This window comes from Variovorax davisae (assembly GCF_030316845.1).
In the GTDB taxonomy this organism is placed as follows: domain Bacteria; phylum Pseudomonadota; class Gammaproteobacteria; order Burkholderiales; family Burkholderiaceae_C; genus Variovorax; species Variovorax davisae.
Genome location: NZ_JASZYS010000011.1, coordinates 13,655 through 33,738, shown reverse-complemented (window position 1 = coordinate 33,738; position 20,084 = coordinate 13,655). Strand labels below are relative to the sequence as shown.

The window sequence follows — 20,084 nt, the reverse complement described above, 5'->3', positions numbered from 1 at the left end:
TCGCCGTGCGCACGAAGACGGACGCGTATCTCGACTTGAAGATTTTCCTGACCGGCTGCAGCGCGGGCAGCGCGCCCGCGCCGGACCCGGCCCTTGTCCCGATGAAGGCGCAGGAACTGGAAGGCATCCTCAAGACGAACGCCGCGGCGGCAAGAAAGGGCAGCCAATACGCAGGGGGCGATGGCGGCGCGTCCAAGTCGACGCGGCAACTCGAGGACAAGCTCGTCGAGCTGAAGGTGGTCAAGCACTACAAGGAAGCACTTCCCAACAACTGGGCGTTCCAGGCCATCAAGCCTCGCAAGGAGTTCGTCGTTGCCTACAACTGCGAGAAGTTCGACAAGAGCTTCAAGGTCGGGGCGACCATCTACGGCACGTTCGAAGAGGCGAGCATCGGCATGGACGACGACGATTTTTCAGTGGTCCTGAGCAACTGCAGGACAAGGCGTTAGCAGGCGATCCCGTGTCGGCGCGTCGACGACTGTCTTATGCTTGGACATCTCCTCCACTCGAGAATCCCGTTTCAGATGAGTTTCGACGCGCTTGACTACTTCCCCCCCGACGCCTTCGAAGTCCGCATCTCCGAGCTGCTGGTCGCCACCTCCGAAGGCGCGGACGCGCTGATCGACCCTTCCGTCTCCGAAGTGCTGCGGCTGGTCAAGGACCACCTCAAGATGGACGTGGTGTTCGTCTCGGAGTTCGTCGATGGCCGTCGCGTGTTCCGCCGCGTCGAAACCCGACCCGGGGCCGCGGTGATCGCCGAAGGCGGCTCCTCCTCGCTCGAGGAGGGCTTCTGCCAGCGGGTGGTCGATGGCCGCATGCCGCGCCTGGTCCACGACGTGGCATCCCTGCCGGACAAGGCCGAGTTGCCAGCGACGGACTTTCCGATCGGCGCCCACATGAGCACGCCGATCGTGCTGACCGACGGGCGGGTCTACGGCACCTTCTGCTGCTTCAGCTTCTCGGCCAACCAGGCCCTGACCGAGCGCGACCTCAAGAAGCTCGAGATGTGCGCCCAGCTCGCGGCACGGAAGATAGATGCCCAGCGGGCGCGGGAGTTCGAACAAACCAGCGCGAACTGGCGGCTGCTGCCGTAGCCGCGCCGGCCCGCCTCAGGGGGCCAGTTCCTCGACCCGCAGCGTGACGATCGCGCCAGCCACCGCCGCATGGCCCTGCAGCGCATGCACCGCCCGGTCGACCGCCCCCTGCGCCGCCGCCGCCGTCAACACCAGCGCCTGCGGGCCATGGCCCGCCTCCCCGGCCGCCAGCAGCACCCGGCGCACGGGCACGCCCTGCTCCGCCAGCAAGGCGCCCAGCGCCTCCGCCTGAGACGCAGCCTGCAGCGGCACCCGCAGATAGTGCGCACTGCACACGGCCGCGCGCGACAGCACCGGCAGGGCCTGCATGGCATGGACATGGAAACCCAGGTGCGGCACGCGCTGCGCCGCCCGGGTGCCGTCCAGCCGCGCCACGTCGACCAGGTCGGCGATCACGGCCGACGCGGTCTGCTCCGATCCGGCGCCCGCGCCGTAGTACATCGTGAGTCCCGCCGCATCGGCCTTGACCATGATGGCGTTCATCGCGCCATCGACCTGCGCCATGAGGTGGGCGGCGGGCACCAGCGCCGGCTGCACGCGCAGTTCCACGCCCTCCGCGCGGCGCCGGGCGATGCCCAGCAGCTTCACGCGATAGCCCAGTTGCCCGGCGCCGGCCACGTCCAGCGCCTGCAGGGCCGCGATGCCCTCCACCTGCGCATCCGCGAAACGCAGCGGCATGCCGAAGGCATTGGCGGCCAGTAGCGTGAGCTTGTGGGCGGCATCGACGCCCTCGATGTCGAAGCCCGGGTCGGCCTCGGCATAGCCCAGGGCCTGGGCCTGCGCGAGCGCGCTGCCGAAGTCGATGCCCTCGTCGCGCATCTTGCCGAGGATGAAGTTGGTGGTGCCATTGATGATGCCCGCCACCCATTCGATGCGGTTGGCCGTCAGGCCCTCGCGCAGCGCCTTGATGATCGGGATGCTCACGGCCACCGCCGCTTCATAGGCCACGCTGACGCCGCGCTGCCGGGCGGCGGCGAAGATCTCGCCGCCGTGCACCGCCAGCAGCGCCTTGTTGGCCGTGACCACGTGCTTGCCGTGCGCGATGGCCGCCAGCACCCAGTCGCGCGCCGGGCCGGTGCCGCCGGCCACTTCCACCACCACGTCGACTTCGGGATGGGTCGCGACCTGCAGCGGGTCGGCGGTCAATGCGGCTCGGCCGTCGACGATGGTCGCGGCCCGCCCGAGGTTGCGGGCCGCCACGATCACCACCTCGATCCCGCGCCCCGCCCGCCCCGCGATCTCGGCCTGGTTGCGTGCCAGCACGCGGAAGGTGCCCGAACCCACGGTGCCGATGCCGATCATGCCGACGCGCAAGGGACGGGTCGCCGCGGGAAGGCGGCTGCAGGCGGACTCGAGGGACTGGACTGGATCGCGGTACATGAAGATCTCCGAACGGACGAACAAACAAAAAACCCAGCTGCCAGAGCTGGGTCGGATTCGTTCGGGGAGAGCGAGAACACCAGGTGGCTGCCGAAACGGCCACCTGCGCGTGCTCAGGTGGCCGCGGTGGTAATGGTGGTAATCATTCGTGTACCCAATGCCCCATTCGCCCGCGCGAAGGCAGGCGACATCATGCGGCCCATGGGGGCGGCGCTCGATGCGGCAGGGAGGAATCGGCACGACATGGTCGGGCAGTGTACAGGACGACCTCGCCCGCACCAAACCGGCGAGCGCTGCGCCACATCGGCGCATGGTGCACGGCTGCGAGAACCGGGGCGCCGGATTTCCCTGCGAAGGCGCCCCCCGCCAGGCCAAAGACGCAGGCACGGATGTTGCTTGGAATCCATCGCTGTTCCGCCGACGCCGTTGTCGCGGATTTTTGCAGTGCCTCCGCTAACGATGGCGAGGGATCCGAGTGAACCGAGAGCAACGACGCCGCCGGTTCGCCTGTTCCAACCCAAGTCGCATCCGTTCCACGCGGGGGCCTGCTGCCATCGGCTGATCCACAGCCAGTCATGGCGGCCTGCACCCGGCCACGGGCGGATGCGTGCAGGATCCGACATGAAAATCGCAGTGATTGGCCACGGCATGGTGGGCCACAAGTTTCTCGAGCAACTCCATGAGCTCGGGCTTTCGCAGGCGCAGGTCACCGTGCTGTGCGAGGAGCCCCGCCCGGCCTACGACCGGGTGCACCTGTCCGAATTCTTCGCTGGCAAGACCGCCGAAGACCTCTCGCTGGTCGAACCCGGCTTCTTCGAGCGCAGCGGCTTCACGCTGCGGCTGGCCGCCAGGGCCGCGGCCATCGAACGCCGCAACAACACGATCACCACGGCCGACGGCGAAGTGGTGCATTACGACAAGCTGGTGCTGGCCACCGGCTCGGCGCCCTTCGTGCCGGCGGTGCCGGGCCGCGACCGCCCGCACTGCTTCGTCTACCGCACCATCGAGGACCTGGAGGCCATGAAGGCCAGCGGCGCCCGCTCGAAGACCGGCGTGGTGGTGGGCGGCGGCCTGCTGGGCCTCGAATGCGCCAAGGCGCTGCGCGACATGGGCCTGGAGACCCACGTGGTCGAGTTCTCGCCGCGGCTGATGGCGGTCCAGGTCGACGAGGGCGGCGGCCGCGCGCTGCGCAACAGCATCGAGGGCCTGGGCCTGCACGTGCACACCGGCCGCAACACGGTCGAGATCACCGACGGCGCGACCGCGCGACATCGCATGGTGTTCGCGGACGGCACGCATCTGGAGACCGACATGATCGTGTTCTCCGCCGGCATCCGGCCGCGCGACGAGCTGGCGCGCCAGTGCCAGCTGGCAGTCGGTCCGCGCGGCGGCGTGGCGATCGACAGCCACTGCCGCACCAGCGACCGCAACGTCTACGCCATCGGCGAATGCGCCTCCTGGAACGAGCAGACCTTCGGCCTGGTGGCGCCGGGCTACGACATGGCCCGCGTGGCCGCCAGGCACATCGCCGGGCAGGACGACGCCGCCTTCACCGGCGCCGACATGAGCACCAAGCTCAAGCTGATGGGCGTGGACGTGGCCAGCATCGGCGACGCCCACGGCAGGACGCCCAAGTCGCGCGCCTACCAGTACGTCAACGAGCACAAGCAGATCTACAAGAAGATCGTGGTCAGCGAGGACGGCAAGCAGCTGCTGGGTGCGGTGCTGGTCGGCGACGCGGCCGAGTACGGCACCCTGCTGCAGATGGCGCTCAACGGCATCCAGCTTCCGACCGAGCCTGAATTCCTGATCCTGCCTTCGAGCGACGGCAAGGCCAAGCCCGGCCTGGGCGTCGATTCACTGCCCGACAGCGCCCAGATCTGCTCGTGCAACAGCGTCACCAAGGGACAGATCTGCGCGGCCGTCGGCGAAGGCGCCTGCAGCACCGCCGACCTCAAGGCCTGCACCAAGGCCGGCGCCACCTGCGGCGGCTGCGTGCCGCTGGTGGCCCAGGTGATGAAGGCCGAGATGGCCAGGCGCGGCCTGGCGGTCGACAACCACCTCTGCGAGCACTTCCCCTATTCGCGCCAGGAGCTCTACCACCTGATCCGCGTCGGCGAGATCCGCAGCTTCGACGACCTGCTGGCCAGGCATGGCAAGGGCCTGGGCTGCGTGGTCTGCAAGCCCACCGCCGCCAGCATCTTCGCGTCCTGCTGGAACGAGTTCGTGCTCAAGAAGGACCTGGCGGCGCTGCAGGACAGCAACGACTACTTCCTCGGCAACATCCAGAAGGACGGCAGCTACTCGGTGGTGCCGCGCATGCCCGGCGGCGAAGTCACGCCCGAAGGCCTGATCGCGGTCGGCCAGGTGGCGAAGAAGTACGGCCTCTACACCAAGATCACCGGCGGCCAGCGCGTGGACCTGTTCGGCGCCCGCGTCGAGCAGCTGCCGCCGATCTGGGAGGAGCTGATCGCCGCCGGCTTCGAATCGGGCCATGCCTACGGCAAGTCGCTGCGCACCGTGAAGAGCTGCGTCGGCTCGACCTGGTGCCGCTTCGGCGTGGCCGACAGCGTGGGCCTCGCGGTGGAGCTGGAGAACCGCTACAAGGGCCTGCGGGCGCCGCACAAGATCAAGTTCGGCGTCTCGGGCTGCACCCGCGAATGCGCCGAGGCGCAGGGCAAGGACGTCGGCATCATCGCCACCGACAAGGGCTGGAACCTCTACGTCTGCGGCAACGGCGGCATGAAGCCGCGCCATGCCGAACTGATCGCCTCGGACCTCGGCAAGGAAGAACTGGTCCGGCTGATCGACCGCTTCCTGATGTTCTACGTGCGCACCGCCGACCGCCTGCAGCGCACCAGCACCTGGCGCGACAACCTCGAGGGCGGCCTCGACTACCTGAAGGGCGTGCTGATCGAGGACACACTGGGGCTCGGCGCGGAGCTCGAAGCCCAGATGCAGCACGTGGTCGACACCTACCAGTGCGAGTGGAAGACGGCGGTGAACGACCCGGACACGCGCGCGCGCTTCCGCTCCTTCGTCAACAGCGAGAAGCCGGACGAGCACATCGTCTTCGTGCAGGAGCGCGGCCAGATCCGGCCGGCCCGCGTCGATGAACGCGCCGATGCCGATGTCGCCACCGCCTGAACAACACACGAGGACATTCGAGATGACCACCACCGAAGCACGCCACTGGACCGCCGTCTGCGCCGACGGCGACATCCTGCCCGATACCGGCGTCTGCGCCCTGGTCGAGGGCGTGCATGTCGCGATCTTCCGGGTCGGCCGGCCACAGGCGCTCTATGCCATCGACAACGTCGACCCGAAGGCCGGCGCCAGCGTGCTCTCGCGCGGGCTGGTGGGCAGCATCGGCGAGCGCATCGTCGTCGCCTCGCCGCTCTACAAGAACCACTTCGACCTGCAGAGCGGCGAATGCCTCGAGGCGCCCGAGCACTCGGTGCGCGCCCATGCGGTGCGCGTCCACGAAGGCCGCGTGCTGGTCGCGCTCGCCTGATCCCCGCTGCCTGCACGGCTCCACTTCTTCTTCAAGCTTCCAAGGAATCCCCATGGCCTACCTAGCCCCTGCCGAGTTCGTGACCAAGATGGTCGACGCCGGCGAATCCAAGCTGCTGATGTCCACCCGCGACACGCTGATCCGCTCCTACATGGCCGGTGCCATCCTGGCGCTGGCGGCGGCCTTCGCCGTGACCGTGACCGTCAACACCGGCAACCCGCTGGTCGGCGCGATGCTGTTCCCGGTCGGCTTCATCATGCTGTACCTGATGGGCTTCGACCTGCTGACGGGCGTCTTCACGCTGGTGCCGCTGGCCGTGCTCGACAAGCGCCCCGGCGCGACCTGGCGCGGATGCTTTCGCAACTGGGGGCTGGTGTTCGTCGGCAACTTCGCCGGCGCGCTGACGGTCGCGGTCTTCATGGCGATCATCTTCACCTTCGGCTTCAGCGAGGCGCCCAACGCCGTCGGCGAGAAGCTCGGCCACATCGGCGAGGGCCGCACGCTGGGCTATGCCGCGCACGGCGCCGCCGGCATGCTGACCCTGTTCATCCGCGGCGTGATGTGCAATTGGATGGTGTCCACCGGCGTGGTCGCCGCGATGATGTCGACCACGGTGTCGGGCAAGGCCATCGGCATGTGGATGCCCGTGATGATCTTCTTCTACATGGGCTTCGAGCATTCGATCGTCAACATGTTCCTGTTCCCCACCGGCCTGCTGCTGGGCGGCAAGTTCACGCTGATGGACTACCTGATCTGGAACGAGATCCCGACCGTGCTCGGCAACCTGGTCGGCGGCCTGACCTTCGTCGGCGCGACGCTGTACGCGACGCACTACAAGACGGCGCCGAAGCGCGTCGTGGGCTGAACAAGCCAGCGCCATGGGCAGCGCCTTGCGCGTGACGCTCGGCCAGCAATCGCTGGCCGGACCGGGGCGGGTCAACCAGGATTTTCACGGTGCCATGCTGGCGGAGGGATCGCTGCGGGCGACCAAGGGCATCGCGATCGCGATCGCCGACGGCATCGGCTCCAGCCGCGTCAGCCAGGTCGCCAGCGCCGCGGCGGTGCGCGGCTTCCTCGACGACTACTACGCGACCTCCGAGGCCTGGTCGGTGCGCCGCTCCGCCCAGCGGGTGCTGGCCGCCACCAACGCCTGGCTGCATGCCCAGACGATGCGCAGCGACGCCCGCTTCGACAAGGACAGCGGCTACGTCTGCACCTTCAGCGCCCTGGTCCTCAAGGGCCGGGAGGTGCACCTGCTGCACGTCGGCGACGCGCGCATCTACCGGCTGCATCCGCAGGCCCTGGAGCAGCTCACGGAGGACCACCGGGTTCACCTGTCGTCGGTCGAGTCGTACCTCGGGCGCGCCCTGGGGGCGGGCCCCAACGTGGAGATCGACTACCGCTGCTGGGAGGCGGAAGTCGGCGAGGTCTACCTGCTGGCCACGGACGGCGCCTGCGCCGGCCTCGACGCCCGCGCGGTGCACCATGCGCTCGCGCGCTACGGTGACGACCTCGACGAAGCCGCCCGCCTGCTGGTGGCGGGCGCGCGGGGCGACGACGACCGCACCGTGCAGCTGCTGCGCATCGATGAGCTGCCGGCGGCCGATGCCGCGCAGCTGCAGGCGCAGCGCGAGGGGCTGGCGATCCCGCCCGCGCTCGCGCCGCGGGCGCGCTTCGAGGGCTTCACCCTGGTGCGCGAGCTTCAGGTCAGCGCCCGCAGCCACGTGCACCTGGCGGTGGACGAGGCGCGCGGGCAGCAGGTGGTGCTCAAGCTGCCGTCGGTCGACCTGCGCGACGACCCCGACTACCTGGACCGCTTCGTCCTCGAGGAATGGGTGGCACGCCGGGTCGACAGCGCCCACGTCGTCAAGGCCGGCACGGTCGAACGCACGCGCGGCCACCTGTTCGTCGCCATGGAGTACGTCGATGGCCAGACGCTGGCGCAATGGATGGTCGACCATCACAGGCCTTCGCTGGACAGCGTGCGCAGCATCGTCGCCCAGTTGGCCAAGGGGCTGCAGGCGCTGCATGGCAAGGAGATGCTGCACCAGGACATCCGGCCCGAGAACGTGATGATCGATCGCGCCGGCACCGTCAAGATCATCGACCTGGCATCGACGCACGTGGCGGGCCTGGCCGACAGCGCCCGGGACCGGCGCGCGCTCGCCATCGCCGGCACCTTGCAGTACACCGCGCCGGAATACTTCGTCGGCCAGGGCGGCAGCACGCGCTCCGACCTGTTCTCGCTGGCCGTGATCGTCTATCAGATGCTCACGAAGCAATTGCCGTACGGCCTGCACGCATCACGCGTGCGTTCGGGCGCCGACGCGAAGCGCCTGCGCTACCTGCCGGTGCGCCAGTTCCGGCCCGACCTGCCGGCCTGGGTCGATGCGGTGCTGCAGAAGGCGCTGCACCCGGACCCGGCCCGGCGCCAGCAGGCGGTGTCGGAATTCGTGCACGACCTGAAGGCGCCGGGGCCGGAGTTCCTGCGGCCCCGCAGCGCGCCGCTGATCGAGCGGCACCCGGTGCGGTTCTGGCAGTGCGCCACCGCGCTGCTGGGCGCGGCCACGGTGGTCCTGCTGGGGCTGCAGCTGGCCGGGAAGTGAGCGCACCGCGGGCGCGGTGCATATCACCGATGCATGAAACCGGCACAGCCAAACGCCAGGGATGCCGCGGAACCGGCTTTGCCGGGCCGCTGCTATCGCCCCCTCGAGGTGGCGGCGCCGCAGGCGCTTCGGGGGTGTTTCATCATGAGTGGCAGGCGCAGGCCTCGCCGTGCGCTGCCGAAACGAGCTCGCTGAGGATGCCGCACTCCTGGGTGGCGTGCGGCTGCGAGCAGCGCCCGCGCAGCACGGTCAGCTGCTTCTCCAGGGCCTGGAGGCTCTTGAGGCGGGCGCGCACGCGCTCGATCTGCTCGTCGACCAACTGGTTGATGTCGGCGCAGTCCTGCCGCGGCGTTGCCGCGAAATCCAGCAGCTTCTTGATGTCGCTCAGGGGAATGTCCAGCGCCCGGCAATGGCGCACGAAGGACAGGCCCTCCAGGTGCGCCTGCCCGTAGGCCCGGTAGCCGTTGGGCTGGCGCGCGGGCGCTGCCAGCAGGCCGGCCCGTTCGTAGAAGCGGATGGTGCCGACGTCGACACCGGTTGCATTGCTCAGGTCGCCGATCTTCATGGTGTCGTGAGATTAAGTGAAGACATGCTCCATCTTTCAAATGATGGCGTCAACCAGGGGTCCGTCGGGACGGGACTTGGCACAATGCCCCTGTCGCAGCGCGCAACCATGCGAAACGGATCCCCATGCAAGGCCCACCTCCAGCCACGCCGACCACCTCGACCCCGGACGGGGCCGCACGACCGCAGATGTCCTCCAGCGAGCTGGCGCAGTTCAACACCGATCTGGCGATCGATCGCACCTTGATGGCTGCGGACCGCTCGCTGATGGCATGGGTGCGGACGGCGCTGTCCATGATCAGCTTCGGCTTCACGATCTACAAGATTCTCGAAGGCTTCCGTGAACAGGGCGGTACCGTGACGGCAAGCCACGTGCCGCGCGACATGGGGCTGTTCCTGACCGGCCTGGGAACGGTGGCGATGCTGATGGGCGTGCTCGAGTACGGGTACCGGATCAAGAAGCTGCGCGAGGCCAAGGACTTCCGCATGTTCCAGCCCTCGTTCGTCATGGCGCTGATCATGGCGGTCACGGGACTGTGCGCTTTCCTGGGCATCAGCTTCAGGGTGCTCTGACCAGCGCTCGCCGGCCGCCCTCCTGGAGGGCCGATTCAGGCCGTCACTGCGCCAAGGGCCTGGAGCCGTCCGCCGGCAGGACGATCGTCGAGTCGCCGTCCGGCGAGGTCACGGTGTCGGAGTCGCTCAAGGGCGGCGGCGCGCCTCGCGGAACGACCACCACGGCACGGCCGCCGGGCGAAGTGACGTCTTCCAGGGGCGGCAGTCCGCGTTGGGCCCGGTCCCACGCCATCCCCGCATCGCGCACGCAGGCATCGCGTTGCGGGCGCGGCAGGTTTCCGCCGTTGCAGTACGCCATCGTGCGCTCGTAGCGCGCCTGGGCGGCGTCGAGACCGGATTGTGCGAGCGCCGCCGTGCTCGCCACCAGGGCGACGCAAGTGATCACCGCATGCACGGGGCTGGGGGTCATGGTGCTGCTCCTCGGTGAGGGTGAGCTGGATTGTCCGGCAGGCAGAACCCTTTGACCAGCCTGCCCGACACCCGAGCCCGCCCGGCTTGACCTTGTACTGGGTATAGGGTGTGAAATACCCCCCGAAAGCGACGACGACATGGCCCAACACCACCACCCCCACGCCCCGGCGGCCGCAGCGGATGCCTGCTGCGCGGCCACGCCGCTGCGCGCGCCCGAGCCGGCGCGGGCCGAGCCCGGCGCGGCGGCGAACACCTTCCGCATCGCCACCATGGACTGCACGGTGGAAGAGTCCGAGATTCGCCGCCTGGTGGAGCCGATCGCCGGGATTCGCGGACTGCATTTCCGCCTCGGCCAGCGCACGCTGCGCATCGACGGCAGCGACGCCGCGGTGCCGCTCGCGCTGGCGGCCATCCGCAAGGCCGGCTTCGTGCCCGAGCCGCTGGCGACGGCGGCCCAGCCGGCGCCAGCGTCTGAAGACGCGCTGCACGCGCACGGCGCGACCGGCGGCCACCTGCGGTTGGCGACGGCCCTCGCGCTGGCGGCGGCTGCCGAGGCGATCTCCTTCTTCGCCCCCGACCTCGTGGCCTGGAAGGCGGCCGGCATGGCGATCGCGGCCGCGGCGATCTGGCTGGCCGGGGTCGAGACCTACGCCAAGGGCCTGGGCGCGCTCAGGCACGGCAAGCTCAACATCAACGCCCTGATGTCGGTCGCCGTCACCGGCGCCTTCGTCATCGGCCAGTGGCCGGAAGCCGCCATGGTGATGGCCCTGTATGCCATCGCCGAGCTGATCGAGGCGCGGGCGGTGGACCGGGCTCGCAACGCGATCAAGGGGCTGGTCGATCTCGCGCCCGCCGACGCCGAGGTGGCACAGCCCGACGGCAGCTGGCGCCGCATGCTGGCAACCGAGATCGCGATCGGCGCGATCGCGCGCGTCAAGCCCGGCGAGCGGGTGGTGCTCGACGGCGTGGTCACGCAGGGCCACAGCAGCATCGACCAGGCGCCGGTCACCGGCGAGAGCATTCCGGCCGACAAGGCGCCGGGCAGCCCGGTCTTCGCCGGCACGATCAACCAGAACGGCGAGCTGGCGTTCCGCGTCACCGCGGCCGCCAGCGACTCGACGCTGGCGCGGATCATCCACGCCGTCGAGGAAGCGCAAGGCACGCGCGCCCCGACCCAGCGCTTCGTCGACCGCTTCGCCGCCATCTACACGCCCGCCGTGTTCGCCCTCGCGCTGGCGGTGGCGCTGCTGCCGCCGCTGCTGCTGGGCTGGCCCTGGCTGGCCGCCATCTACAAGGCGCTGGTGCTGCTGGTGATCGCCTGCCCCTGCGCGCTGGTGATTTCCACGCCGGTCACGGTGGTCAGCGGGCTGGCGGCGGCTGCGCGGCGCGGCATCCTGATCAAGGGCGGCAGCCACCTCGAGCAGGCCCGCCGGCTCAAGGCGGTGGCGCTCGACAAGACCGGCACCCTGACCGAAGGCAAGCCGAGGCTGGTGGCCTCCAAGGCGTGGCGCGCGACCGACGAGCACCAGGCCCGGCAATGGGCCAAGCGCCTCGCGGCGCGCTCCGACCATCCGGTGTCGGCCGCGATCGCCCTGGGCATCGAGGGCGACGCGCTGGCGGTGGACGGCTTCAAGGCCCTGCCGGGCCGCGGCGTCGAGGGCGTGGTCGACGGCCGCACGATGGTGCTCGGCAACCACCGCCTGGTCAGCGAACGCGGCCAGGCCGATCCGGCGCTCGAAGCCGAACTGGCGGTCCACGAAGCCCAGGGCCGCACCGTCACCCTGCTGGCGGACGAGGGCGGCGTGCTGGCGCTGTTCGCGGTGGCCGACACGATCAAGCCCGGTTCGGTGAAGGCCATCGCCGCGCTGCGCGCGCTCGGCGTCACCCCCGTCATGCTGACCGGCGACAACCAGGCGACCGCGCTCGCGGTCGCTCGCGAGGCCGGCATCGACGATGCCCGCGGCGGCCTGCTGCCGGAAGACAAGCTGGCGGCCATCCAGGGCATGCGCCAGCGCTACGGCCCGACGGCCATGACCGGCGACGGCATCAACGACGCGCCGGCCCTGGCGCAGGCCGACATCGGCTTCGCGATGGGCGGCGCCGGCACCGACACCGCGATGGAAGCGGCCGACGTCGTGATCATGAACGACGACCTCGGCCGGATCGCGGAGACGATCCGCCTGTCGCGCCGCACGCACGCGGTGCTGTGGCAGAACATCGCGCTGGCGCTCGGCATCAAGGCGGTGTTCTTCGTGCTGGCGGTGTTCGGCAGCGCGACCATGTGGATGGCCGTCTTCGCCGACATGGGCGCCAGCCTGCTGGTGGTGGCCAACGGCCTGCGGCTGCTGCACGGCGTGCGCCGGCCTCTTCGATCGCCTTGACACGCTGGCGGCTTCGAAAGCAACATCGCCGCGACCCACCATGCCCACGCGCCTCCTCGCCTTCATCGCCTGCGCGCTGTGGCTCGTCGGCGCACCGGCGGCGACGGCAGCCGACGCACCGCCCGCCGCCACGGCGGCCGCCCCGATCGCCACCGCCGACATCACGGCCCGCGCCGACGCCGACGAGCAGTTCGTCCAGGCGGCCATGCGCCGGACCGCGTCGCCTGAAGACCTGCAGCGCTCGCACGACGTGCTGGCCCGCCAGTCCGCCGCCGTCGAGCAGCTGTCGACGCTGGCCACCGGCACCGACCTCTCCGCGCTGCCGGTGCGCCGCCTCGAAAGCCTGCAGCGGCACTGGCAGCTCTATGCCCGCGAGATCGCCGACGGCCGCGCCCGCCTCTCGCGCACCACCCACGCGCACGCCGAGGATGCCGCCTCGCTGGCCGCCCGCCGTGCCGCCTGGCAGGCCACGCGCGCGGGGTCGGCCGAGCTGGCGCCGGCGCTGCTGCAGCGCATCGACGAGCTGGTCGCGCAGATCGAGCAGGCCGAGCAGCGGGTCGCGCAACCGCTGGCCGAACTGCTGGATCTCGGGCGCCAGGCGAGCGTGCTGGCGGCCGAGGTCGAGGCCGGCCAGACGGCAGTGCTGACCCAGGTCGAGGAACTCGACCGGCGCCTGCTGTCGATGGATTCGCCGGCCCTGTGGCAGGGCGCTGCCGCCGGGCACGCCGCCGAGACCGCCAACGTGAGCCTGCGCAAGAGCCTGGCCATCGAGACCGCGTTCGCGCGCGACCACGATGCCGCCAACGCCCCCGTGCTGCGGGTGCTGGTGGCGGTCGGCCTGGTGCTGCTGCCGCTGCTGTTCTGGCTGCGCCTTCGCGCCGGGCAGCTGATCGCCCAGGGCCATGCGAGCGCCGCCTCGCTGCAGGCGCTGACCCGCCCCTGGGCGGCCTGGCTGGTGCTGCTGGCGCTCGGCGCGGTGGTGTTCGACTTCCAGGGTCCGGCCATCCGCCAGCAGGCCGCCATGCTGCTGGCCTGGGTGCCCGTGCTGCGGCTGCTGCCCGAGCGGATCCTGCAGGCCGTCGGCCCCTGGGCCTACCTCAGCGCGGTGTTCTACTTCCTGAACGTGCTGGCCTCGCTGCTGCTCGGCAACGAGTTCCTCTACCGCAGCATGCTGCTCCTGATGGACCTGGCGATGGCCGGCACCCTGGTCTGGCTGGTCGCGCGGGCGCGCCGCGCCGCCGGCACGGCGGAGGCGCCGTCCAGTCCGCCCCCGATGATCTACCTGCTCGGCGCCGCCTCGGTGGTGCTGGCGGCGGCCGCGGTCTCGAACCTGCTGGGCAACGTGTCGCTGGCGACCATGCTGACCAGCGCCGTGCTCGACACCAGCTACCTCGCCCTGGTCATGTACGCCGGCGCCACGGTGCTGGTGGCGCTGTTCAGGGTGCTGCTGGCGCGACCCGGGCCGGCGCGCCCGGGCGCGCGCAACACCAGTTCGCTGATCGACGCCGGCGCCAGGATCGGCCGCACGCTGATGGCGGTCGCCTGCGTCGTCATCGGGCTGCAGGCCTTTCGCATCTATCGCCCGCTGTCGGATTTCCTGCTGGCGATCCTCTCCTACGGCTTCACGATCGGCGTGGTGTCGCTCAGCCTCGGCAACATCGCGGCTTTCGTCGCCGCCGCCTTCCTGGCCTTCTGGCTGGCGCGCACGATCCGCATGCTGCTGGCCGAAGACATCCTGCCCTCGCTCGCCCTCACGCGCGGCGTGGGCAACAGCATCTCGACCCTGAGCTACTACACGATCCTGCTGGTCGGCCTGCTGTCGGCGCTGGCCGTGCTGGGCTTCCCGATCGGGCAGCTGGCCATCGTGTTCGGCGCCCTCGGCGTCGGCATCGGCTTCGGGCTGCAGGACATCGTGAAGAACTTCGTCGCCGGCCTGATCCTGATGTTCGAGCGGCCGATCCAGCCGGGCGACGTGGTCGACGTCGCGGGCATGTCGGGCACGGTGCGCCAGATCGGCATGCGGGCCACCATCGTGACCACCTTCGAAGGCGCCGACGTGGTGGTGCCCAACGGCATGCTGCTGGCCGACAAGCTGGTCAACTGGACGCTGCGGGGCACGCGCCGGCGCATCGACATCAACGTCAGCACCGGCCCCGACGTGCCGCCGCGCACCACCATCGAGCTGCTGCTCGCGATCGCCCGCGCCGTCGATGGCGTGGCCACCGTGCCGGAACCTGCCGCCCTCATGACCGGCCTGACCGCCGGCGCCCTCGACTTCAGCCTGCGCGCCTGGACCACCGACAGCGTCAGCTGGGTGGTGGTGCGCAGCAACCTGGCGGTGGCGGTGCGCGAAGGCCTGGCGGAAGCCGGCATCGAGGTGCCCCGGCCGCAGAGCGACCTGCACCTGCGCGGCCTGTCGGCGGAGTTCGCGCAGGCGCTGGCGGGCAAGGAGCCCGCAGCGCCGGCCTAAGCCTGCGCCTGCAGGACGTTGTCGAACAGCGCCAGCAGATGGCGCGCGAACAGGTCCATGTTGAGCGCCCGTTCGGCTTCGCCGGTCGCGATGGTCCGGGTCGACGTCTCCGCGCCCGCCACCGCCAGGCACACATGGCCGGGCGCGTCGCCGTAGGGGCTGCCCGACGGGCCCGCCGCCCCGCTTTCGGCCAGGCCCCAGGTGGCTCGCAGCTGCTGGCGGACCCGGTTGGCGACCAGCGCGGCATAGGGCTCGGTCTCACCGCGCAGGCCGGCGACGTCGGCGGGCGTGAGGCCGAGCAGGGCCTTGCCGGCGCGCCGGGTGTAGACCACGGCACCGCCGAGGAAGAAGGCCGAGGCCCCGGGGATCGCCAGCAGCGCCGCCGAGACCAGCCCGCCGGCCGAGGATTCGGTGACCGCGACCGTCTGGCCGCGCTCCTTCAGGGTGGCGCCGACGCGGGCGGCGAGGATGGCGAGCGGTGGCAGGTCGGACATGCGGCTATCGTAAGGGCGCTTTGCCCTGGCCGCAGAGCCCGCTAGACTCGACCGCCAGCGAGGCCCACCATGATCTTCGAGCAAGTTGCAACCGGCGGCTGTCAGTCCTACCTCGTGGGCTGCGACCAGACCCGCGCCGCCGTCCTGATCGATCCGGCGCTGAGCCAGATCGACCACTACGTGGCCCTCGCCGCCCAGAACGGGGTGCGCATCCGCTACCTCATCGACACCCACACCCACGCCGATCATTTCTCGGCCACCAAGGAACTGGCGCGCCAGCTCGCCGTGCCGGTCGTGATGCAGCGCGCCAGCCCGGCGCCCTTCGTCGACATGCGGCTTGGCGACGGCGAGATGATCGTGGTCGGCGAGATGCGCCTGCAGGTGCTGCACACGCCCGGCCACACGGCCGACTCGATGTGCATCCAGGTCGGCGACCGGCTCTTCACCGGCGACACCTTGCTGATCGGCGGCACCGGCCGCACCGATCTGCCGAGCGGCGACCCCGAGGCGCTTTACGACAGCCTCTTCAACCGCGTGCTGCATCTCGATCCGGCGCTCAAGGTGTACCCGGCCCACGACTACAAGGGCCGCAGCCATTCGACGATCGCCGAGGAGCTGGCGTCGAACCCGCGGCTGCAGAAACGCGAACGCGCCGCCTTCGTCGAGATGATGCGCAGCCTCAACCTGACGATGCCGACCCACATCACGGAGGCCCTGCGCACCAACATGAGCGGCGGCAAGACCGTGGCGCGGCTGCTGGCCGAGGCCACGTCGTCGGTGCCCTTCATGTCGCTGGTCGAGCTCAAGGGCCGCGTCGAGGCCGCCGAAGACGACCTGATCGTGCTCGACGTGCGCGAGCGCGATGCCTTCGAGGCCGGCCACATCCCCGGCGCCCGGCTGCTGCCGCGCGGGCAGCTCGAACTGCGCGTCAACCAGGAGTTGCCGGACCCGACGCGGCGCATCCTGACCTGCTGCGAGCTGGGCTACATCTCGACCTTGGCAGCGGCCACGCTGCGGGAGATGGGCTTCCTGCACGCGGTGGCGCTGGACGGCGGCATGAAGGCCTGGCGCGAGGCCGGCTATCCGCTGGAGCCTACTGCGAATGCCGGCGCCCCCGGCCATACATCAGCAGCATCGCGATGATCACGGCGCCGTAGATCACCTGGCGTCCCATCTCGGGGATCTGCATCACGGACAGGATCGACTGCAGCAGCGTGATCAGGATCACGCCCACCACCGTGCCGACATAGGAGCCCCGGCCGCCGAGGATGTGGGTGCCGCCCAGCACCACCGCGGCGATCGCGGGCAGCTGGTAGGCGTCGCCCATGGCCTGGTAGGCCTTGGTCGAATAGCCGGTCAACAGCACGCCGGCCGCCGCCGAGCAGGCGCCGGCGATCGCGAAGCACAGCAGCGTGACCCGCCGCGTGTCCACTCCCGACAGGTAGGCGGCGCGCTCGCTGTTGCCGACGCCGTAGATGGCGCGGCCCAGCGTCGTGCGATGCAGCAGGAACAGGGTGCAGCCGCCGACCACGATCCACACCAGCAGCGGGTTGGGAATGCCGAGCAGCGACCGCCCGGTGGCCAGCAGGTGCATGGCCGGCGTGGCGCGGTCCTGCGGCGCGAAGCCGCCGGTCTGGACCACGATCAGCCCCTGGGCCACCGCATTGATGCCGAGCGTGAAGATCATCGACGGCACCCGCAGGTAGGCCACGCCGATGCCGTTGACGACCCCGAACAGTCCGCCGCAGAGAATGCCGAAGGGCATCGCGAGCCACTCCCCGGCACTCCCCCACCAGCCGGCCGCGGCCGCCGACATCACACCACCGACGGTCACCAGCCATGGCACCGACAGGTCGATGCCGCCGAGCAGGATGACCAGCATCGCGCCGGTCGCGATGAGGCCCAGGAACGAGGCGATCTGCAACTGCAGCAACAGATAGTCGGCCGACAGGAAGTTCCGCGAGTAGAGGCTGCCGACCAGCAGCAGCCCGAGCGTGCAGGCCGCCGCCGCAACGACCGGCAGGTGGCGGGAACGCCTCAGGCGAAGGGCGAGCGCGGTCACGGTGGCGGCGTCACTTGAAGAGGTCGAGCCGGTTGCCCACCTTGAGCAGCCGCAGCGCCCCGAGGCTGACCGCGGCCAGCAGGATGACGCCCTGGAACAGCGGCTGCCACAGCGGCTCGAGATCGAACACGAAGAGCAGGTCGCCGATGGTGCGCAGCACCAGTGCGCCGAACACCGAGCCGATGGCGCTGCCCGCGCCGCCCGCCAGCGAGGTGCCGCCGATGACCACGGCGGCGATGGAATTCAGCGTGTAGACGCCGCCGATCGCCGCCGAGGCCTCGCCGGAATAGGTGACGAAGGTCAGCAGCAGCCCGCCGATCGAGGCCAGGAAGCCGGCCAGCGTGTAGGTCACGAGCCGGGTGCGGCCGATGTTCACGCCCGACATGTAGGCGGCCGCCTCGGCCGAGCCGATCGCCAGCGCCGCGCGGCCGACCGCCGAGCGGCGGTAAGGCACCCAGACCAGCAGCACCACCGCCAGCAGCACCACCCCCATCGCCGGCACGCCGCCCGGCAGCGCGCCGGTGAGCGCGTCGGCCAGCCCGGCGTGGACATCGCCGCCCGGCACCGGCCGCAGGCCCAGCGCGAAGCCGAAATAGATCGCGCCGGTGGCCAGCGTCGTGATGATCGGCTGCAGCCGGCCATAGACGATGATCGCGCCGTTGATCCAGCCGCACAGCGCGCCGACGGCCAGCACGGCGAGCACGCCGGCCGCCGCCTGCAGGGGCGTGCCGACCACCAGGTGCGAGGCGAGGCAGTTCGCCAGCACGAACACCATGCCGACCGACAGGTCGATGCCCGAGGTCAGCACCGGCAAGGTCTGCGCCATCGCGACGATCGCCAGCAGCACGCCCTTGTTGGCGGCGGTGGTCAGCACCGGCACGTTCCAGCCGGTCTGGTGCTTGGCGATGTAGAGCGCGAAGATCAGCACGAACAGGGCGGCGGCGGTCCAGCAGGCGCGCTGCTCGCGCAACCGGAAGCGCCAGTCGCCGCGCATCAATGCAAGGTCTCCGCCGTGAGGTTGAGGGCACTGGCCACCAGCGCATGATCGGTCAGCTCGGCGCCGGCCAGCCAGCGCACGATGCGGCCGTCGAAGAACACGGCGACCCGGTCGCAGCAGCCGATCAGCTCGGCATAGTCGGTCGAATACAGCAGCACGGCGGCGCCCTCCTCCGCCAAGCGCCGAAGCAGCACATAGATCTCCTGCTTGGTGCCGACATCGATGCCGCGCGTGGGGTCGCTGAGCAGCACGATGCGCGGCGCGTTCATCAGCCACTTGGCGATCACGACCTTCTGCTGGTTGCCGCCCGACAGCGTGGCCGCCGGCTCGCCGAGTTCGGGCGCCTTGATCGACAGCCTGCGGACCATCGCGGCCGTGGCCTCGGCCTCCGCCGACGCGATGACGACACCGGCCCGGCTCAGGCGCTCGAGCGCCGCGAAGCTCAGGTTGTCGCGCACCGACATCGGCAGCATCAGGCCGTCGGTCTTGCGGTCCTCCGGCACCAGGGCGATGCCGATCCCGCGGCGCTTGGCCTGTCGCGGGCTGCCGGCCGAGACCGTCTCGCCGCCCTGGCGCACCTCGCCCGTCACGCCGCGCAGGACGCCGAACAGCGCCAGGAAGAATTCGCGCTGGCCCTGGCCGTCGAGCCCGCCGAGGCCGACGATCTCGCCCGGGTGGACGGCCAGCCGGATGTCGTGCAGCCGGCCGCTCCAGCACAGGCCGCGCACGTCGAGCGCGGGCGGCGCCGTCTCGGCGGCGCTGCGGGCCGGCGGCTTGGGCGGGAAGGCATGCGCGATGTCGCGGCCGATCATCATCTCGACCGTCTGCGCATCGCTCTGGCTGCCGGCGGCGAAGGTCGCCACGTGCCGGCCGTTGCGGAACACCGAGCATTCGTCCGCCAGTTCCGCAATCTCGTTCATGCGGTGCGAGATGTAGACGATCGCTAGGCCCTCGTCGCGCAGCCGCTTGAGCAGGCCGTAGACCCGCTGCACGTCGGCCGCGGTGAGGGCCGAGGTGGCCTCGTCGAGGATCAGGATCTTCGGCTCACGCGACAGGGCCTTGGCGATCTCGACCATCTGGCGGCGCGACAGCGAGAGGCTGTCGACCGGCGCCAGCGGATGGACGTCCTCTGCCCCGGCGCGCGCCAGCGCCGCCTCGGCCACGCGGCGCTGGGCCCGGCGGTCGATCAGGCCGAGGCGCGTCGGCGGATTGGTGATGCAGATGTTGTCGGCCACGCTCAGGTGCGGCATCAGCGACAGCTCCTGGAAGATGCAGGCGATCCCCGCCGCCACCGCGTGCTGCGGATGCGCGAAGCGGCGATCGGTGCCTTCGAGCACGATGCGGCCCTCGTCGGGCTGCACGACCCCGGCCATGATCTTGATCAGGGTCGACTTGCCGGCGCCGTTCTCGCCCAGCAGCGCATGGATGCGCCCCGGCGCACAGGCGAACTGCGCGTGGTCGAGCGCCCGCACGCCGCCATAGCGCTTGGAGACGTCGACCAGCTCGAGGACCGGGGCCAAACCGAAGCGTCCGTGGCG

17 protein-coding genes are annotated in these 20,084 nt (G+C 70.5%); 10 read left to right on the top strand and 7 right to left on the bottom strand.

The window, feature by feature from the left end; genetic code table 11:
• Nucleotides 1–5: 5 nt before the first annotated feature.
• Together QTI33_RS23385 and QTI33_RS23380 are read left to right on the top strand one after the other, a co-directional pair.
• A complete protein-coding gene (locus QTI33_RS23385; protein WP_286508748.1) occupies nucleotides 6–449 on the top strand; it encodes a hypothetical protein in 444 nt (147 codons plus the stop codon).
• Between the two features lie 75 nt (nucleotides 450–524).
• Nucleotides 525–1,094 (top strand): GAF domain-containing protein, encoded by a 570-nt coding sequence (locus QTI33_RS23380; protein WP_286508747.1) that lies wholly within the window; start codon nucleotides 525–527, stop codon nucleotides 1,092–1,094.
• Nucleotides 1,095–1,109: 15 nt separating this feature from the next.
• Here the strand turns inward: QTI33_RS23380 and QTI33_RS23375 are convergent, their stop codons facing one another.
• A complete protein-coding gene (locus QTI33_RS23375; protein WP_286508746.1) occupies nucleotides 1,110–2,474 on the bottom strand; it encodes a homoserine dehydrogenase in 1,365 nt (454 codons plus the stop codon).
• A gap of 621 nt (nucleotides 2,475–3,095) precedes the next feature.
• Between QTI33_RS23375 and nirB the strand changes: the two genes are divergently transcribed.
• The 4 genes from nirB to QTI33_RS23355 are packed head-to-tail and all read left to right on the top strand — an operon-like array spanning nucleotide 3,096 to nucleotide 8,594.
• The gene (nirB, locus tag QTI33_RS23370) at nucleotides 3,096–5,621 is read left to right on the top strand and encodes a nitrite reductase large subunit NirB (RefSeq protein ID WP_286508745.1); all 2,526 of its coding nucleotides are present in this window, start codon (nucleotides 3,096–3,098) and stop codon (nucleotides 5,619–5,621) included.
• A gap of 22 nt (nucleotides 5,622–5,643) precedes the next feature.
• Nucleotides 5,644–5,988, top strand: a complete 345-nt coding sequence (nirD, locus tag QTI33_RS23365; RefSeq protein ID WP_286508744.1) for a nitrite reductase small subunit NirD — start codon at nucleotides 5,644–5,646, stop codon at nucleotides 5,986–5,988.
• Between the two features lie 52 nt (nucleotides 5,989–6,040).
• Nucleotides 6,041–6,853: a formate/nitrite transporter family protein gene (locus QTI33_RS23360; protein ID WP_286508743.1), complete on the top strand. Its 813-nt coding sequence runs from the start codon at nucleotides 6,041–6,043 to the stop codon at nucleotides 6,851–6,853.
• 13 nt (nucleotides 6,854–6,866) lie between these two features.
• Nucleotides 6,867–8,594 (top strand): bifunctional protein-serine/threonine kinase/phosphatase, encoded by a 1,728-nt coding sequence (locus QTI33_RS23355; RefSeq protein ID WP_286508742.1) that lies wholly within the window; start codon nucleotides 6,867–6,869, stop codon nucleotides 8,592–8,594.
• Between the two features lie 142 nt (nucleotides 8,595–8,736).
• On the opposite strand, the gene QTI33_RS23350 is transcribed toward QTI33_RS23355, so the two are convergent.
• Nucleotides 8,737–9,159: a Cd(II)/Pb(II)-responsive transcriptional regulator gene (locus QTI33_RS23350; protein ID WP_286508741.1), complete on the bottom strand. Its 423-nt coding sequence runs from the start codon at nucleotides 9,157–9,159 to the stop codon at nucleotides 8,737–8,739.
• Nucleotides 9,160–9,347: 188 nt separating this feature from the next.
• Here QTI33_RS23350 and QTI33_RS23345 point away from each other — a divergent pair, with 188 nt between their 5' ends.
• Nucleotides 9,348–9,731, top strand: coding sequence for a YidH family protein (locus QTI33_RS23345; protein WP_286508740.1), 384 nt, complete (start codon nucleotides 9,348–9,350; stop codon nucleotides 9,729–9,731).
• Between the two features lie 43 nt (nucleotides 9,732–9,774).
• Here the strand turns inward: QTI33_RS23345 and QTI33_RS23340 are convergent, their stop codons facing one another.
• On the bottom strand, nucleotides 9,775–10,140 hold the full coding sequence (locus tag QTI33_RS23340; protein ID WP_286508739.1) for a hypothetical protein: 366 nt from the start codon (nucleotides 10,138–10,140) through the stop codon (nucleotides 9,775–9,777).
• Between the two features lie 139 nt (nucleotides 10,141–10,279).
• Between QTI33_RS23340 and QTI33_RS23335 the strand changes: the two genes are divergently transcribed.
• Complete coding sequence (locus QTI33_RS23335) at nucleotides 10,280–12,523, top strand: heavy metal translocating P-type ATPase (protein ID WP_444814881.1); 2,244 nt, start codon at nucleotides 10,280–10,282, stop codon at nucleotides 12,521–12,523.
• Nucleotides 12,524–12,563: 40 nt separating this feature from the next.
• A complete protein-coding gene (locus QTI33_RS23330) occupies nucleotides 12,564–14,993 on the top strand; it encodes a mechanosensitive ion channel domain-containing protein (protein ID WP_286508738.1) in 2,430 nt (809 codons plus the stop codon).
• On the opposite strand, the gene QTI33_RS23325 is transcribed toward QTI33_RS23330, so the two are convergent.
• Nucleotides 14,990–15,487: a CinA family protein gene (locus tag QTI33_RS23325; RefSeq protein ID WP_286508737.1), complete on the bottom strand. Its 498-nt coding sequence runs from the start codon at nucleotides 15,485–15,487 to the stop codon at nucleotides 14,990–14,992. The two genes, QTI33_RS23330 and QTI33_RS23325, sit on opposite strands and share 4 nt — an antisense overlap.
• 69 nt (nucleotides 15,488–15,556) lie before the next feature.
• On the opposite strand from QTI33_RS23325, the gene QTI33_RS23320 reads away from it, so the two are divergent.
• A complete protein-coding gene (locus QTI33_RS23320; RefSeq protein ID WP_286508736.1) occupies nucleotides 15,557–16,630 on the top strand; it encodes an MBL fold metallo-hydrolase in 1,074 nt (357 codons plus the stop codon).
• On the opposite strand, the gene QTI33_RS23315 is transcribed toward QTI33_RS23320, so the two are convergent.
• Genes QTI33_RS23315 through QTI33_RS23305 form a run of 3 tightly spaced genes read right to left on the bottom strand, consistent with a single transcriptional unit; the run spans nucleotide 16,581 to nucleotide 20,066 of the window.
• Nucleotides 16,581–17,549 (bottom strand): ABC transporter permease, encoded by a 969-nt coding sequence (locus QTI33_RS23315; RefSeq protein ID WP_286508735.1) that lies wholly within the window; start codon nucleotides 17,547–17,549, stop codon nucleotides 16,581–16,583. The two genes, QTI33_RS23320 and QTI33_RS23315, sit on opposite strands and share 50 nt — an antisense overlap.
• A 10-nt stretch (nucleotides 17,550–17,559) precedes the next feature.
• Entirely contained in the window at nucleotides 17,560–18,543 is a 984-nt protein-coding gene (locus tag QTI33_RS23310; protein WP_286508733.1) for an ABC transporter permease, read from the bottom strand.
• Nucleotides 18,543–20,066 (bottom strand): sugar ABC transporter ATP-binding protein, encoded by a 1,524-nt coding sequence (locus QTI33_RS23305; protein ID WP_286508732.1) that lies wholly within the window; start codon nucleotides 20,064–20,066, stop codon nucleotides 18,543–18,545. The genes QTI33_RS23310 and QTI33_RS23305 overlap by 1 nt, the downstream gene beginning before the upstream one ends.
• Between the last annotated feature and the right edge of the window lie 18 nt (nucleotides 20,067–20,084).

Bases quoted from the DNA above. Each gene is read 5' to 3' on its own strand.
- QTI33_RS23320 (WP_286508736.1), top strand. From the start codon at position 15,557: ATGATCTTCGAGCAAGTTGCAACCGGCGGCTGTCAGTCCTACCTCGTG.
- QTI33_RS23340 (WP_286508739.1), bottom strand. From the start codon at position 10,140: ATGACCCCCAGCCCCGTGCATGCGGTGATCACTTGCGTCGCCCTGGTG.
- nirD (WP_286508744.1), top strand. From the start codon at position 5,644: ATGACCACCACCGAAGCACGCCACTGGACCGCCGTCTGCGCCGACGGC.
- QTI33_RS23310 (WP_286508733.1), bottom strand. From the start codon at position 18,543: ATGCGCGGCGACTGGCGCTTCCGGTTGCGCGAGCAGCGCGCCTGCTGG.
- QTI33_RS23360 (WP_286508743.1), top strand. From the start codon at position 6,041: ATGGCCTACCTAGCCCCTGCCGAGTTCGTGACCAAGATGGTCGACGCC.
- QTI33_RS23330 (WP_286508738.1), top strand. From the start codon at position 12,564: ATGCCCACGCGCCTCCTCGCCTTCATCGCCTGCGCGCTGTGGCTCGTC.
- QTI33_RS23345 (WP_286508740.1), top strand. From the start codon at position 9,348: ATGTCCTCCAGCGAGCTGGCGCAGTTCAACACCGATCTGGCGATCGAT.
- QTI33_RS23335 (WP_444814881.1), top strand. From the start codon at position 10,280: ATGGCCCAACACCACCACCCCCACGCCCCGGCGGCCGCAGCGGATGCC.
- QTI33_RS23325 (WP_286508737.1), bottom strand. From the start codon at position 15,487: ATGTCCGACCTGCCACCGCTCGCCATCCTCGCCGCCCGCGTCGGCGCC.
- QTI33_RS23355 (WP_286508742.1), top strand. From the start codon at position 6,867: ATGGGCAGCGCCTTGCGCGTGACGCTCGGCCAGCAATCGCTGGCCGGA.
- QTI33_RS23380 (WP_286508747.1), top strand. From the start codon at position 525: ATGAGTTTCGACGCGCTTGACTACTTCCCCCCCGACGCCTTCGAAGTC.
- nirB (WP_286508745.1), top strand. From the start codon at position 3,096: ATGAAAATCGCAGTGATTGGCCACGGCATGGTGGGCCACAAGTTTCTC.
- QTI33_RS23350 (WP_286508741.1), bottom strand. From the start codon at position 9,159: ATGAAGATCGGCGACCTGAGCAATGCAACCGGTGTCGACGTCGGCACC.
- QTI33_RS23375 (WP_286508746.1), bottom strand. From the start codon at position 2,474: ATGTACCGCGATCCAGTCCAGTCCCTCGAGTCCGCCTGCAGCCGCCTT.